Origin of the sequence: Petralouisia muris, from assembly GCF_004793545.1 — a bacterium.
GTDB classification, from domain to species: domain Bacteria; phylum Bacillota; class Clostridia; order Lachnospirales; family Lachnospiraceae; genus Petralouisia; species Petralouisia muris.
This window is the reverse complement of the sequence record NZ_SRYA01000016.1, coordinates 17784-33382: the sequence shown is the minus strand read 5'-3', so window position 1 is coordinate 33382 and position 15599 is coordinate 17784. Positions and strand designations below refer to the sequence as shown.

Genomic DNA, 15599 nt, shown 5'->3' with positions numbered 1-15599 from the left:
AGGAGGAAACAGACGATGATGGATTTTGCATTAACAGAACAGCAGATTTTAATTCGAAATGCAGCAAGGAAATTTGCGGAGGAAGAATTGAAGGAGGGTGCGCAGGAGAGAGATATAACAGAGGAGTTTCCACTTCATCTGATCAAAAGAATGGGGGATCTCGGGCTTATTGGCATCCAGTATCCGAAGGAGTACGGCGGACAGGGAGGGGACTATCTTTCATATGTCCTTGCAATTGAAGAGCTGTGTAAGGTGGATTCTGCATTTGGAATCGCGTATTCGATTTCGACAACGGGATTCGCTGGAGCAATTATGCTGTTTGCAAATGAGGAGCAGAAGATGCACTGTCTGCCAAGTATCTGTAAGGGTGATGCTATGGGATGCTTTGCACTTACTGAACCTGAGGCCGGTTCCGATGCAGGCTCAGCGAAAACAACAGCGGAGCGCAAGGGTGATAAGTTTGTGATTAATGGTACAAAGCACTTTATCACGAATGGTGCGATTGCGGATTATTGCTTTTTGGTTGCGAATACCGATTTGTCAAAGGGTTCAAAAGGATTAACCGCTTTTCTTGTTGATTTGAAAACGACACCGGGTGTTCGTGTAGGACATATTGAAAATAAGTGTGGAATCCGCAGTGCGAAGGTTGCGGAGCTGATTTTTGAAAACTGTGAGATTCCGACTTCCAGAATGATCGGAGAGGAGGGAAAAGGCCTGCGATATGCGCTTACAATTTTAAATGCAGGGCGTATCGGAGTTGCGGCTCAGGGTCTTGGACTGGCACAGGGGGCGTTTGATACGGCGAAGGAGTATATGAAAGAAAGAAAGCAGTTCGGGAAGCCGATTTGTCAGAATCAGTATCTGGCATTCCGCATGGCTGATATGGAGACAGATATTGATATGGCCAGATTACTTCTCTATAAAGCAACTTGGGAGCAGCAGAATGATATGCCTTTTGCCAATATGGCTGCAAAGGCGAAGCTTGCATGTACCAATCTTGCCATGAATGTGACGACAGAGTGTGTACAGTTTATGGGAGGCAGCGGTTACATGAGGGAGCAGAATGTGGAAAGAATGTTCCGTGATGCAAAAATTACACAGATTTATGAGGGCACGAATGAGATTCAGCGGCTGATTATAAGCGGCAATATATTCAAATAAAGCAGTGAAAATAATTGTTTGTTTAAATTTTTTGACGTATAAGCTTGATGGGGGCAGACGGTTGATAGAAGATAGGCGTGCTAGGGATGACGACCAGACACACCTTGATAACGAAAAGAAAGCGGTGATTGAACAGGCAATAGACCTGAAAAATCAGGAGAATGACATGGTCACGGTTATAGCGGCAGGCTGTGATACGGACCGTGTTTTGCTCAGGGAAGCTCTGGCCATGGGATGCGATAGGGCATGGCTGATTGCAAGGAACAGTCCTGATGTCAGCCAAAAACCGCCGGTGTCAGTGGATATGGAGAAGCTGATCCGGCTTAACGGTTATGATGTGATTCTTACAGGTTATCGAATGAAAAGCGGGCTATTTTCTTTTCTTGGGGCGGAATTGGCAGAGCTTTTATCTCTCGGGCAAATGAGCTGTGCATCGAAGTTGGAGCGCAAAAATATCTGTTCCAAAGAAAATCCTTTGGTTATCACGGATATAAGGTACGGAAATGAATTCTTGCAGATGGAAAGCACGTTGCCCTGTGTTGTAACGCTGGCGAACTATGCGTCAAAAAATGAAATTGTATCCGTAGCAGAGATTTTAGGATCTTTAAAAAAAGAACTGATGATTTGGAAGGATAAGGAATTGGATGGATTAAAGGCCGGGGATGGCAGGGTTCAGGAAAATTATTTTTCGGATGCTATCACAATTGCTGCCCTGCAGAAATCTGAGAAAAGAAAGGATTGTGCATTTTACGATGAGATTTCGGTCGAAGAAGCTGTTGAGGTCATTATAGAGAATCTTTGTCAGCAGAACATTATTGAGGGAATCTGTTTATGAGAAACATACTTCTGTTTATAGCATATGAAAACGGGATGTTAGCGAGAGGAGCCTGGGAGACGGTCGCAAAAGCAACGGAGCTGTCCTGTGCCCTGCAAGGTGAATTGATTGCGGTATCTGACCAGGAGATGACAGCGGATGATAGGGAGAGCGTGTATGACTGTGGTGCGGACAAAATTATAACACTGAAACAAAAAAAGCGAAATCCATATGACCTGCAAATATTAACAGAGGATTTTTGTGGGCTGATTGATCAATATCAGCCGTTTATGGTTTTGTTCTGTGCCACAGATTTTGAAAACGATATGGCCAGCAGAGTAGGAATGAGAACGAAACTTCCGGTAATGACTAATTGCCTGGATTTGTATGTGGAGAATGACATGCTAAAAATCATATGCCCAGATGATGCGGGAGAATATATGATCACCTATCAGGCCAACCGTCTGCCGATTGTGGCAACGTTTAAGCATGGAGTTTCGGATATTCAGGACGGAGAGGTGCTCATTGCCTGTGGACGGGGCGTTGGCGGGGAAGCAGGCATTCACCTAGTTAAAAAGCTGGCTGCCCTTTTACATGCCGAAGTAGCTGCATCCCGGGCAAATGTGGATGAAGGCCTGATGGAAAAAGAATATCAGGTGGGACTGAGTGGAAAAACGGTAAAGCCGAGATGCTATATTGCATGCGGAATTTCCGGGGCTATGCATCATGTCGTTGGCATGAATCAGTCGGAATGGGTGATGGCGATTAATGTGGATCGCAATGAACCGATCTTTGACGTGGCGGACGTAGGTGTGATCGGAGACCTGTCAGCAATTTTGCCGCGTCTAATCAGAGAATTGGAGGTGAGATATGGTCGAAAAAGTGAATGAATATCCTGAAATCTATAAGCTTCCGGTGGAATTAAAAGGAAATGCGTTGAAGGTGTTGAATGCCTATGTCGTGCGATCGGAGGGACAATATCTCCTGATCGACACGGGATTTAATAACGACAAATGTAAAAAAAGCCTTTTGTCTGGACTTCAGGAGCTTGGATTAAAGCCAAAAGATACATCGCTATTCCTTACCCATTTTCATGCGGATCATATTGGTCTGGCAGAGCTGTTTATCGAAGAAGGTGAAAGCAGAATTTTCATGGGAAGAGCGGATTATGAGTATTTGGAATATATGAAGCACGGTACGTATATCAGAGAGCTGGACGAGCTGTATATAAGAGAAGGATTTCCCAAAGCGGAATTAGAGGAGCAGAAAAAAGATAATCCGGCACGAAATTATACGACAAAGGATATGTTTCCTGCAAGGCTGTTGGATAACGGTGACAGGTTCACAATCGGAAAGGTAAGCTTTGAATGTGTGGAGATGTCAGGCCATACACCAGGCCATATGTGTCTGTACATTCGCGAGCAGCAGATCATGTTTCTTGGAGACCATATTTTATATGATATTACTCCGAATGTTATGGACTGGCCTGGTATGCCGGATTCACTGGGAAGATATCTGGACAATTTGAATAAAATACAGCGTTATCCAATAAGGCTTGCGCTTCCGGGGCACCGGGGAGGAAATCAACGTTCCGTCAATGCGCGGGCAAAGGAGTTGATTCTTCATCATGAAAAACGATTGCAGGAGTTAAAAGAAATTTTAAAAGGGAGTGCCGGCATGACCGCCTATAAGGTGGCTTCTAATATGAGATGGTCGCTACGGGGAGCCACCTGGGAGAACGCACCAAAGCAGCAAAAATGGTTTGCGATGGGTGAAGCAAAGTCACATTTAACCCATTTGCTGGTTCTCGGAGAAATTGTAAAAGAGGAAAAGGGAAAATTGATCACCTATCGTTTGCTTTGATTCAACCAAAAGGTGAAAACTTTGCAATAAAAAAGAAGGGAACCGTAATGCGATTCCCTTCTTTTCTACTTATAAATAGGGTTTTTCTTCGATAAATTTTTTAAATATATTTGCAATGGGGGAGAGATAACGGTCATTCTTTTTCCAGATCATATATAAGGTTCTCACCGGGGCGTTTTCCCGGAACCGAAGTACGGAAACATTAGAATTTAGCAGATAGCTGTTATCTGGAATCAGGCCGATGCCAAGGCCTTCGGCCACCATCTGAACCACGGCGTAATCGTCAAAGACTTCGTAGCTGATTTTCGGTGAAAAACCATTTTCCCTGCAAATGTTCATCAGAAGATGATTCAGTCCGGCGCTGTTGTTCCGATAGGCGATATAGCACTCGTCCTTCATTTGCTCAAAATCAATATAGCGTTCCCTGGATAAGGGGTGTCCTTTTGGTACAATAAATATAAGCTCCTCTGTTTTCAGCGTCAAATGCCCAATATCCTGAAAGTCTGGGGAATCTATATCAAAATCGCCGCAGAATCCAAGGTCAATCTTTCCGGCCTGAAGAAAATCAAGGATCAAGCCAGATACATGGTAGGAAATTTCAAAGGATACGTCAGGATAGAGCTCCCTGAATTGCTTTAATTTTACCGGAAGATATTCAGCGCATTGGGTGTAAACACCAGATATTTTGACGTGGCCTTTCAGGATGCCAAGCTCCGTCTGTATATGTTCCAATCCTTCATCCAAATAGGAAAGGGATTTATGGACATAGGGGTAGAACTGTTCTCCGTATCTGGTTAAAATGGAATTCCTTCCCTGCTTTTCAAATAATGGAAATCCGATTTCCTGCTCCAGGGATCGGATTGCCTTACTGAGTGTAGACGGTGTGATATAAAGGCAATCAGCGGCTTTGCAAAAATTCTTTTTCTCAACAATTTTGCAGAAATATACAAGATGCTGCCAGTTCATAAATAAGATGTCTCCTTTCGTATGTGTTTGCCATAGACCCACTATACCATAGATTGCTCTGATTATGTTGCCTTGGAATGATGAAAAAAATTCATAAATCTAATGTTTACAATTCTATGTGAAAAAAATTCGATGTTTTGGTGAATTTGACGAAATAGACGCGAAGAGAAAATAGCATTAGAATACGAGGTGAACAGAAAAATGGTTCAAAAACCAATAAAAACAGCAAAAACAAATGGCAATTGGAGAAAAGGAGGAGAAGGATTGGAATACGAAAACATTCTTTTTGAGATGAAAAAAGAACATGTGGCACTGATTACAGTGAACCGGCCAAAGGCACTTAATGCATTGAATGATGATGTCTTAAAAGAATTGAATCAGGCCTTTGATGAAATCGAAGCGGATAAAAATATTCTGGGACTGATCATCACGGGTGCGGGAAGATCTTTTGTGGCAGGTGCTGATCTTGCCCAGTTAAGGGACTATGGCCCAGAAGAAAATCGTGCAAACGCAGGTCTTGCCCAGGATACATTTACCAGATTAGAAAACCTGCCGCTGCCGACAATTGCAGCAGTCAACGGATTTGCGTTAGGCGGGGGAAATGAGCTGGCGATGTCCTGTGACATCCGGATTGCCAGTGAGAAGGCAAAATTCGGACAACCGGAGGCGAGCCTTGGCGTGCCGCCCTGCTTTGGCGGGACACAGAGATTGCCGCGGCTGGTAGGATACGGAATGGCAAAGGAAATGATTTACACCGGCCGGATGGTACGTGCAGAGGAAGCGAAGGAGATCGGGCTTGTCAATAAAGTTGTGGAACCAGAGGAACTGCTCAGTGCGGCCGAGGTGATGATGGATCAGATCATCGGAAAGTCTCCAAGGGGCATCCGTTATTCAAAATTGATTCTAAATGAGACAGTTGACATGTCTCTGGCGGAAGGGCTGGAATTTGAGAAAAATATATCAGCCATCTGCTACGGGCTTCCGGATAAGAAAGAAGGCTTCCACGCATTTCTTGAGAAGCGGGATCCTGTTTATGAAATGAAACGACCGGAATGATTTGATAAAAAATAAAAGTAAGGCGAGGAGGGATAGGATGCCGAAACCATTGGAAGGAATTCGGATTGTCGATTTAAGCTATCATGTGGCCGGCCCGGCAACAACTGGTATTCTGGCGGACTGGGGCGCGGATGTTATCAAAGTGGAGCCACCCTTTGGCGAGCCGGGGAGACCCACAGGACTTTCCATCGGGATGCGGGCGGACGATGGGTGCAATCCGTATTTTGGAATTGATAATACCAATAAGCGGGATATCTCAATTAATCTGAAAACAGAGGCGGGAAAAGAGCTTTTGGATGAGATACTTGGCAAATCACAGGCGATGGTGACAAATTTTCGGCCGGAGGCTTTAAAGCGAATGGGATTGGACTACGAGATAATTTCGAAAAAGCATCCCCATTTGGTATATGGGTCAGTCACCGGTTATGGGGAGAAGGGGCCGGATAAAGATGCCCCAGGATATGATATTGTTGCCTTCTGGGCACGTTCGGGTGCCATGCTTGATATGGTTGACGCGTCGAATGTGATGCCGATCAACCCAGTCTGGGCATTCGGGGATTCCGCCACGGCCTGTTCCCTTGCAGGAGGTGTGGCAGCAGGAATTATCCAGCAGATGAGGACGGGAAAAGGATGTAAGGTGTTTACCTCCCTTTATGCACAGGCTCTTTACAATTGCAGCAGCGCAATTTCATCGGTTCAGTTTGGAGATAAATATCCGAGGACACGGTTGAGGCCGGCGACTGCTATGTCGAATGCCTATCAGTGCAAGGACGGCACATGGATCAACATTAGCCTTTATGAGGAACCCCGGTTCCCGGAGTTTTTGGAGAAGATTGCGGCCAGGCCGGATCTGGCTGCAAATTCTGAATATAACAATGTAGCCGGGGCAAAGCGGAATACCGAGGAGCTGGTGCAGATCATCTCTGCGGAAGTCGGGAAATATACGGGAGATGAAATGGAGCGAAAGCTCAAAGAAAATGATTTTGCATATAGCATCATTCATCACATTCCGGATACTATTCATGATATGCAGGCGCTGGAAAACGGCTATATTTCAGAATATACCCACAGGGACGGGACAAAGACCATGATGGTCAATCCGCCTGTGAAATTTGACACGACCGAGACTTCCTTCCGCTATGATTATCCGCTGTGTGGAGAGCATACGGACGAGATCTTAAAAGAATTGGGTGTAGGGCAGGAACGCATTGACAAGTTAAAGGAAATTGGAGCTGTGTACCAGAGAGAATTGGGTTCTGCTCTGGCGTGACTCGTGGAGAAAAACAAAATTTATTTATATAAACTTATCAAACCATAAGGAAAGGAAGGAAAGAACATGAAAAAACCATTAGAAGGAATCAAAGTGCTCGATTTAAGTACCTATGTAGCAGGCCCCGGAACTGCCTCTGTTCTGGCAGATTGGGGTGCGAATGTCATTAAAATTGAGGGCTTGAAGCCAGAGGAAGGAAGAAAGACTGGTGTGAGCGTGGGCTGCCCGGCAGATGATGGTTGCAATCCATATTTTGGAAGTGTCAATGTTGGAAAACGTGCGCTTAGCCTGAACCTCAAATCAGAGAAGGGCAAGGAAATCATGGATCAGCTGCTCCAAACCGCGGATGTGTTTGTGACCAATATCCGCGTACCGGCGCTGGGACGTCTCGGTTTGGACTGGGAAACTGTACATAAAAAATATCCCAAATTGATTTTTGCCCATGTGTCAGGATTTGGAGAGAACGGCCCGCAGAAGAACGACGCTGGTTATGATACGGTTGCATTCTGGGCAAAAACAGGCCTTATGACTGACCTGGGAGAAGGAGCTCCGCTCTCTCCGGTGTGGGGCTTTGCGGACGGATTTACAAATCCAATCCTTGCAGGCGGTATTGCGGCGGCATTATACGGAAGAACCATTACCGGCGAAGGAACCAAGGTAATGTGCTCCCTCTATGGGTTGGGTGTCTACGGACTTCACACTGCAGTGGCATCCACACAGTACGGCGATAAGTTCCCCCGTTCCAGAAAGAACCCCTCTTCACCGATGGCAAACACTTATCAGTGCTCAGATGGCGAGTGGATTATGATCAGCAACTTTGATGACAGGCTTTATCCGGTATTTCTGGACAAAATCTGTGGCCGCCCGGATTTGGCAGAGAATTCGGCATATAACAATCAGACCTGCTATCCGGAAAAAAACGCGGAGGTCGTTCCCCTTGCAGATGCCGCATTTGGTGCGAAAACTAGCCAGCAAATGGCGGAGCTACTTAAGGAATGCGATATTGCCTTTAACATTCTTGGACATTTTAAGGACATTGCCCGTGATCCCCAGGCGATTGAGAACAACTATGTGGTTAAGTACACACATAAGGACGGCTCTGTGAGCATGATGTCCAAGCCGCCGGTTAAATTTGATGACTATGAAGTGAATGACATCCTTCCCTATCCTTGCTTTGCGGAGCATACAGAGGAAGTATTATCAGAAATTGGCATTATAGATCAGGCTGAAATCCAGAAACTGGTGGATGAGGGAGTTGTGTGTGTAAGAAAGTAATTTGAGGAATGCATAAAAAGGAGATTTATATGACAAAACGTTACCTGTGGAACTGGGCAGTATGGATTGGTGTAGTATCCGGCATTTATTGTTTTTTATACAGCCTGACCCCGCTTGCTGATTACGGTGTTATGCCCGCGACTTTTACTGCTTTGCCCATCTTTTTTACGGCGGGCGCTCAACGGAAAGAGTATTTCCATTATGCGGCCAGTAATATTATGGGAGTTGTCTGGGGATTGCTTTATCTGATGGGAATTACTGCGATTGCCGGTTATGTAGGCGCTGCTGCAGCAAATGGAATTGTCGTCGGATTAGTTACGATTGTCTGCTGTGCCATCCACTTTATTCCTACTGGAGCCACATGGCTCAACAAGCCTGCGGCAATGTTTGGGGCAATCTCTTCCACCTTTTGGATTGGCGGGGATAAGACGAAGGTCATTCCGTTGATGATCACGCTTGTACTGGGCGTTACACTGGCCCTTGTGTGTCAGGAGGGGACAAATTTTCTGACAGAAGAGGGAAAATGGACATGGCCATCTAAAAAATGAACCATTGATTGCAGATGTTAATAAACGTCTCTGCAATATCAATACAATATTAAAATTTTAAGGAGGTAATACAATGAAACTTTATTTTTTCAGCTCAGGTATTCTTGAAAGTTACAAGGGGCTGTTCGTACAGAATGGCGGAGATTCGGAATTTAATGTACCGGTACCGTTTTTCCTGATCCAGCACAAGGGAAAAAATATTTTATTTGATACCGGGAATCATAAGGATGACCAGAACGGACATCTGCTTACGAGATTGTTAAACGGTGTAAAGCCGGTATTTACAGATGATGAGTATGCGCCGAACGCGATTCAGAAGGTTGGCGTAAAGCCGGAGGATATCGATTTTGTGATTGTTTCCCATCTTCACCATGACCATGCCGGCGCGATCAGCGAGTTCAAAAATGCGACCGTTATCGTTCAGAAGGCAGAGTTTGACTATGTGCGTCGCCCGGACTACTTCATGACACAGGCATATTACAATGATGAGGCACCCGCAAAGGTGACGAACTTTGACATGAAGGGAACGGATGCCAATGACCTTGACAATGTGGATTGGTATTTCCTTGACGGCTGGAATGATAATAAGTTTGATTTATTCGGAGACGGCAGAATTGTGATCTATTTTACGCCTGGCCATTCTGTAGGTCACCAGTCCTTGCTTGTCAGAACCGATGAGGATGGAGATTTCCTTCTCTGTGCAGATGCATGCTATGTAAAGGAGACTTATAATCAGGGCGCTCTTCCGGGATTGGTTGCCCTTTGTCCAGAATATCTCCAGAATATCAAGACATTCAAGCTGCTTGAGAAGACAGGTGTAACGATTGTAACCGGTCATGATCCGGATGACTGGAAGACCTTTAAGCACGCGCCGGAGTATTATAAATAATCAAATTACTGCCAATTTATATAAATGGTACAAAAGCAGATCGTGTCGTGGCGGGGCACGATCTGCTTTAACCAAATTTAAATAAGTAGGAGGTCTAAAAGAAATGAAGGTAAATTTGGCGGAGGAATTGGTTGGATTAAGTACGGAGCACAGGGAACTGACGTACAACTGGCGAGACATCTCTTTGTATGCCCTGTCTGTTGGGGCAAAAGCGGATGATTTAATGTATACCTATGAGAAAAATATGAAAGCGCTTCCTACTTACGGGGTGGTTCCATACTGGGGCGCTGTGAATATTACACCGAGAATCCCGCATCCCTTACCGGCGGCACAGTTGGCAGACCAGATCATACACAGTACTATAGCGCCGCTTCATATGGAACATGAGCTGATTATGCACCGTCCCATTGATCCGATGAAAGGAACATTGATTTTTCAGGATATGATTACCGATGTTTATGATCGGGGAGAGGGCAAGGGGGCGGTCATCAAAACAAAGGTGGACGTTCATGACGAGGCCGGGAATCTGATTTGTACCAATGTATCCAGTACCCTGTTTCAGGAAGGCGGCGGTTTTGGAGGAACTCCAATGCCAAAAAATAAGGTAAAAATGCCGGACGGAAATCCAGATTTTGCAGAAGATGATTTTATCAGCCCAGTTCAGAATGTTTTATATCGTCTGACCGGAGATACCAATTTGGTGCATGTTGACCCGGAATTTGCAAAGGAACGGGGTTTCGATAAAGTGTTCATGCAGGGTCTGTGCCCCTTTGGATTTGCCTGTCGTATGGCGATTGGGCAGTTGATACCCGGGGAACCGGAACGGATGACGAGAATGACCGCTCAAATGCGCTCGATTCTTTATCCGGACACCCCCATTCGTTTATTGATTTGGAAGATAGATGAGCAGAAGGCTTATTTTAGACTGATAAATAAGGATACGGGAAACGCTGTTTTAGATAAAGGTGTCTTTGAATGGAAATAGCGGTTCAGATTCTTTAAAGGAGAGAGGTTCTATGGATTTACAGGGGAAAGTGGCTGTTGTCACAGGTGCAACCGGAGGAATCGGGCAGGCGATCTGCAGGCTGTTTAAGGAAAGTGGCGCCAGAGTTATCGGCATACATAAGCATATCAAAAAAGAAGATGAGGTAGAAAATGGCATTGATTATATGATTTCCACGGTGACGGATTATGAGGAAACCAGACAGGCTGTGGAAGAAATTATTGAGAAATACGGGAAAATTGACATTCTGGTGAATAATGCAGGTATTAACCGGGATGCGATGACAAAGAACATGACGGAGGAGCAGTTTGACAAGGTCATTGCCACAAATCTGAAGGGAGCCTGGAACGTTACCAGATTTGTCGGTCCCCACATGCAGCAGAACCATGGGGGCTCCATTATTAATATTTCAAGTATTGTGGGTGTATACGGGAATGTGGGCCAATCCAATTATGCCGCATCCAAAGCGGGGCTCATTGGAATGACAAAGTCATGGGCCAAAGAATTTGCCAGAAATGGCGGCAATGTCCGTGTGAATTCCATTGCACCGGGATTTATCAAGACCAAAATGCTGGAAGGCATGCCGGAAAAGGTGCTGGCTGAGGTTCAGAAAAAAATATCGCTGGGAAGACTGGGAGAACCGACGGAGATCGCCCAGATTGTACTGTTTCTGGCTTCCGGGCGATCCAGTTATATAACAGGTACAAATATCAATGCCAACGGTGGTATGACATTGTAATAGTTACGTTTGTTTATAGGAGAGATAGAATATGAAATTATACGTACTGAGAACAGGTTATCTGGAGACAGATAAGAATAATGTGGTTGCGTGCTCTACGATTGGAACCAGGCAGCAGCCGGTGGTGGAAAGTAAATGGATTAAATTGCCGGTAATGGCGTTCTTAATTGAGACGGATGAGGGTTATATTTTATTTGATACCGGATGCCATGCGGATGCCATGAACGGACACTGGCCAACGTGGCTGCAAAATGTCTATCCACTCCACCAAACAGAGAAGGAAAAGCTTGAAAATCAGATAAAATTATGCGGGATTGCACCGACGGATATTCAGACGGTTGTTTTATCCCATCTGCATATGGATCATGCAGGCAATATTCATCAGTTTACACATGCGGATGTCTATGTACCAAAGGAGGATTTTATTGAAGCACAGTTAAATGTCAGAAAATGTCCGGATGTCAACAGACATGGCGCATACATAAAAAGCGAGATGGATGTATCGGTGAAAGAATATCATTTCGTGGATGAGGATTTTGAGCTGGCGCCGGGCGTTGAGGTGATCCGGCTTCCAGGGCATACACCGGGACTGCTTGGTCTGGTTGTGCATCTGAAAGGAGGAACTGTTATCTTACCTCAGGATTGTCTGTATCTGCAGGAAAATTATGAGCCGACGCCAAAAGGATCTGGGATTATGTATGATAATATGGCATATTTCAAATCAATTGAAAAGGTTCGAAGGCTTCAGAAAAAATACAATGCGAGAATCTTGTATGCCCATGATTATGAATTTTATAAAACTGTAAAATGCACGCCAGATTATTATGAATAAAATGGTCATAGCTGCATAGACAAGGAGGAAAATCATGAGAATATTTGTATGTGTAAAACAGGTTCCCGATACATCGGGGAAGGTTGCGGTGAATGACAACGGAACATTGAACCGGGCATCCATGTCAACCATTATTAACCCGGATGATATGAACGCGGTGGAGGCTGCATTGCACTTGAAGGATGAGACGGGCTGTCAGGTCACCGCAGTTACCATGGGACCGCCGCCGGCAGAGGAAATGTTAAGGGAGTTGTTTGCAATGGGCGTGGATGACGGCATTTTGATCACCGCCAGAGAATTTGGAGGTTCGGATACATTTGCGACCTCGCAAATTATTGCAGCGGCGATTTCCCATGCAGGTTTAGAAGAGGAAGACCTGATTTTCTGTGGAAGACAGGCCATCGACGGGGACACGGCACAGGTTGGTCCGCAGATCGCAGAGAAACTGAATATCCCACAGGTGACTTATGCGGCACAAATCGACAAAAACGGCCGGGACATTATTGTAAAAAGAATGCTGGAGGATGGTTACTATATGATTGAGGTTCAGACACCCTGCCTGATTACATGTATCGGAGAGCTGAATGTGCCCAGATATCAGACCGTAGTGGGTATTCGTCATTGTTATGAAAAAAATGTCGTGATCTATGATTTTGAAGCTTTAAAGGCTGAACCGTTAATTGAGCCGGATACGATTGGCCTGAAAGGCTCTCCCACAAATATTTTTAAATCCTTTACCCCGCCTCAGAAGGGCAAGGTGGAGATGCTTTCGGGCGCTGACAAAAATACGACGAATTTGTTGGTTGAGAAATTGCGTAACAGGCATGTGATTTAAAGGGGGTATTGGAATGAGCTATAATAGTGCAGATGTTAGCAGCTTTAAGGATATTTGGGTGTTCTGTGAACAGCGGGATGGAATGCTTATGGAAACGGATTTTGAGCTTTTGTCAGAGGGAAGAAAGCTGGCGCATGAGAGGGGGGCGCAGCTTGTTGGCCTGCTTTTGGGCGAGAATGTGAAAGGTCTGGTAAAGGAGCTTGGCGGTTATGGGGCGGACCGAGTGATTGTCTGCGATGATCCTCGGTTAAAGATTTATACGACTGATGCGTATACAAAGGTGATCTGTGATGCGGTTATGGAGAGAAAGCCAGAGGTGCTTTTACTTGGGGCATCGAACATCGGCCGTGATTTGGGACCGAGATGTGCGGCAAGGCTTCACACAGGTTTGACGGCGGACTGTACACATTTGGACATTGAGATGACAAAGTATGTGGAGTTTTTAAAGGAAGCTTCCACCCTTGACACCGAAGCAATAGGATTTGATATGCAGGATGTGAATTTGAAGATGACCAGACCAGCCTTCGGTGGGCATCTGATGGCGACGATCATTTGTCCGAGATTTCGGCCCTGCATGTCCACGGTAAGACCTGGTGTGCTGAAAAAAGATGACTTTGACAGGGCGAAGTCAGAAGCTTGTGTCATGGAGATTTATCCGGTAAAGCTTACGGAGAGTGATTTGAAAACAAAGGTGCTTCGGACCGTGAAGGAGACAAGGGAGCTGGTTGATCTGCTTGGAGCCGAGGTTGTGGTCGCTGTCGGACGTGGGATTAGCAAGGATATTGAAAAAGGGATCAGTCTGGCAAAGGAGCTGGCGGATGCATTGGGCGGAGGAGTCCTTGGGGCTTCCCGAGCGGTCATTGATTCCGGTTGGCTTAGCGCAGACCATCAGGTGGGACAGACTGGTAAGACGGTGCGATCGAGGATTTATGTGGCCCTTGGCATTTCCGGCGCTATACAGCACGTGTCCGGCATGCAGAATGCGGAACATATCATTGCCATTAATAAAAGCGAGACAGCGCCAATTTTTGATGTTGCTACTTATGGTATCACGGGAGATTTGTTTAAAGTAGTGCCATTAATGATTGAGTCATTAAAGGAAGCAAATTAGGAAAGTGAGGGTGGATCATGAGTGAATATCTTTTAACAAAACAGCAGCTTATGGTAAAAGAACTGACGCACAAGATTGCGGAGGAACAGATTAAGCCTATTGCAGCCGAGATTGATGAGAAAGAAATCTTTCCAAGGGAGAGTATTGACGTACTGGCGAGGGCAGGAATCTTAGGATGTCCTTATCCGGAGGAGTTAGGTGGTTCTGGCATGGATTTTCTATCTTTTGTCCTTGCGATTGAAGAGATTGCAAAGGTTTGCGGTTCTACTGCAAGTATTGTATGTACCCACGCAGGAGTGAGCATGTACTGTATCGAGCTGTTCGGAACGAAGGAGCAGAAGGAGCGCTATATGCCTTTGATGGCACAGGGGCATTTGATGGGCTTTGCACTGACGGAAGCAAATGCTGGTTCCGATTCCTCCGGAATGCTGACCACTGCGGTAAAGGATGGAAGTAACTATATTATCAATGGCGCGAAAATGTTTATTTCCAGCGCACCGGCAAATGATTTTAATATCGTGGTGGCTGTAACAGGGAAAAATGCAAAAGGCCGTCCAGAGTTTACGGCTTTTATCATTGATAAAGATACACCGGGATTTTCAGTTGGAAAGCCAGTGAATAAGCTCGGAATCCGGGGTTCTCTTACAGCAGAGCTGATTTTTGAGGACTGTGTGGTATCGGAAACACAGGTTTTGGGAACAATTGGAAAAGGGATGAAGGTAGCCCTCGCATCTCTTGACGCCGGAAGGATCTGTATGGGAACACAGGCATTAGGAATTGCACAGGGAGCTATTGATGAGACGATTCAGTATGTGAATGAAAGAGTACAGTTTCGGAAACGTATTTCACAGTTTCAAAATACCCAGTTTACCCTGGCGGATCTGCAAACAAAAGTTGATGCAGGCCGTATGCTTTTATGGCGCGCGGCAAAACTAAAAGATATGGGAAAACCCTTTGGAACAGAGGCAGCCATGGGTAAATTATATAATTCTGATCTGGCAATGGAAACAACTGTGAAATGCCTGCAATTTTTTGGCGGTTACGGATATACAAAGGAATATCCCATTGAGCGTATGTTGCGCGATGCAAAAATCACCCAAATTTATGAAGGTACCAATGAAATTCAAAAGATGGTGATTGGCAGAGCAGTTGGTTTGAATTAAAATCCGAAACAAAACAGGAAAGAAATTGCATTTTTCTTATGAACAAGGCTGTATCAGCTGGAAACGAACAATTA

At 45.3% G+C, this 15599-nt stretch carries 16 protein-coding genes; 15 read left to right on the top strand and 1 reads right to left on the bottom strand.

What is annotated here, in order from left to right; translation table 11 throughout:
• The first annotated feature begins 15 nt into the window (after positions 1-15).
• The 4 genes from E5329_RS09610 (at position 16) to E5329_RS09595 (ending at position 3838) form a co-directional block, all read left to right on the top strand.
• Positions 16-1161: an acyl-CoA dehydrogenase family protein gene (locus E5329_RS09610; protein ID WP_330572063.1), complete on the top strand. Its 1146-nt coding sequence runs from the start codon at positions 16-18 to the stop codon at positions 1159-1161.
• A 61-nt stretch (positions 1162-1222) separates the two neighbouring features.
• Positions 1223-1996 (top strand): adenine nucleotide alpha hydrolase family protein, encoded by a 774-nt coding sequence (locus E5329_RS09605; protein ID WP_168356568.1) that lies wholly within the window; start codon positions 1223-1225, stop codon positions 1994-1996.
• Positions 1993-2865 carry an electron transfer flavoprotein subunit alpha/FixB family protein gene (locus E5329_RS09600; RefSeq protein ID WP_135989346.1) on the top strand — a complete coding sequence of 291 codons (873 nt, stop codon included), beginning with the start codon at positions 1993-1995 and terminating at the stop codon, positions 2863-2865. The genes E5329_RS09605 and E5329_RS09600 overlap by 4 nt, the downstream gene beginning before the upstream one ends.
• Positions 2846-3838, top strand: a complete 993-nt coding sequence (locus E5329_RS09595; RefSeq protein WP_135989345.1) for an MBL fold metallo-hydrolase — start codon at positions 2846-2848, stop codon at positions 3836-3838. The genes E5329_RS09600 and E5329_RS09595 overlap by 20 nt, the downstream gene beginning before the upstream one ends.
• A gap of 69 nt (positions 3839-3907) precedes the next feature.
• On the opposite strand, the gene E5329_RS09590 is transcribed toward E5329_RS09595, so the two are convergent.
• Positions 3908-4804: a LysR family transcriptional regulator gene (locus E5329_RS09590; RefSeq protein WP_135989344.1), complete on the bottom strand. Its 897-nt coding sequence runs from the start codon at positions 4802-4804 to the stop codon at positions 3908-3910.
• A 264-nt stretch (positions 4805-5068) separates the two neighbouring features.
• On the opposite strand from E5329_RS09590, the gene E5329_RS09585 reads away from it, so the two are divergent.
• The 11 genes from E5329_RS09585 to E5329_RS09535 all read left to right on the top strand — a co-directional run bounded on the left by E5329_RS09585 (position 5069) and on the right by E5329_RS09535 (position 15525).
• Positions 5069-5860, top strand: coding sequence for an enoyl-CoA hydratase-related protein (locus E5329_RS09585; protein ID WP_275443147.1), 792 nt, complete (start codon positions 5069-5071; stop codon positions 5858-5860).
• Positions 5861-5897: 37 nt separating this feature from the next.
• Positions 5898-7130, top strand: coding sequence for a CaiB/BaiF CoA transferase family protein (locus E5329_RS09580; RefSeq protein ID WP_135989342.1), 1233 nt, complete (start codon positions 5898-5900; stop codon positions 7128-7130).
• A 66-nt stretch (positions 7131-7196) separates the two neighbouring features.
• A complete protein-coding gene (locus E5329_RS09575) occupies positions 7197-8405 on the top strand; it encodes a CaiB/BaiF CoA transferase family protein (protein ID WP_135989341.1) in 1209 nt (402 codons plus the stop codon).
• Positions 8406-8434: 29 nt separating this feature from the next.
• Entirely contained in the window at positions 8435-8953 is a 519-nt protein-coding gene (locus tag E5329_RS09570; protein WP_168356567.1) for a DUF1097 domain-containing protein, read from the top strand.
• 73 nt (positions 8954-9026) lie between these two features.
• Entirely contained in the window at positions 9027-9842 is an 816-nt protein-coding gene (locus E5329_RS09565; RefSeq protein WP_135989339.1) for an N-acyl homoserine lactonase family protein, read from the top strand.
• Positions 9843-9945: 103 nt separating this feature from the next.
• Entirely contained in the window at positions 9946-10827 is an 882-nt protein-coding gene (locus tag E5329_RS09560) for a MaoC/PaaZ C-terminal domain-containing protein (protein WP_135989338.1), read from the top strand.
• Positions 10828-10858: 31 nt separating this feature from the next.
• Entirely contained in the window at positions 10859-11584 is a 726-nt protein-coding gene (fabG, locus tag E5329_RS09555; protein ID WP_135989337.1) for a 3-oxoacyl-ACP reductase FabG, read from the top strand.
• A gap of 31 nt (positions 11585-11615) precedes the next feature.
• Positions 11616-12416, top strand: coding sequence for an N-acyl homoserine lactonase family protein (locus E5329_RS09550; RefSeq protein ID WP_135989336.1), 801 nt, complete (start codon positions 11616-11618; stop codon positions 12414-12416).
• Between the two features lie 34 nt (positions 12417-12450).
• A complete protein-coding gene (gene acrB / locus E5329_RS09545) occupies positions 12451-13251 on the top strand; it encodes an acryloyl-CoA reductase electron transfer subunit gamma (RefSeq protein WP_135989335.1) in 801 nt (266 codons plus the stop codon).
• Between the two features lie 13 nt (positions 13252-13264).
• The gene (gene acrA, locus E5329_RS09540; protein WP_135989334.1) at positions 13265-14362 is read left to right on the top strand and encodes an acryloyl-CoA reductase electron transfer subunit beta; all 1098 of its coding nucleotides are present in this window, start codon (positions 13265-13267) and stop codon (positions 14360-14362) included.
• Between the two features lie 17 nt (positions 14363-14379).
• Complete coding sequence (locus E5329_RS09535) at positions 14380-15525, top strand: acyl-CoA dehydrogenase family protein (RefSeq protein WP_135989333.1); 1146 nt, start codon at positions 14380-14382, stop codon at positions 15523-15525.
• Positions 15526-15599 lie beyond the last annotated feature (74 nt).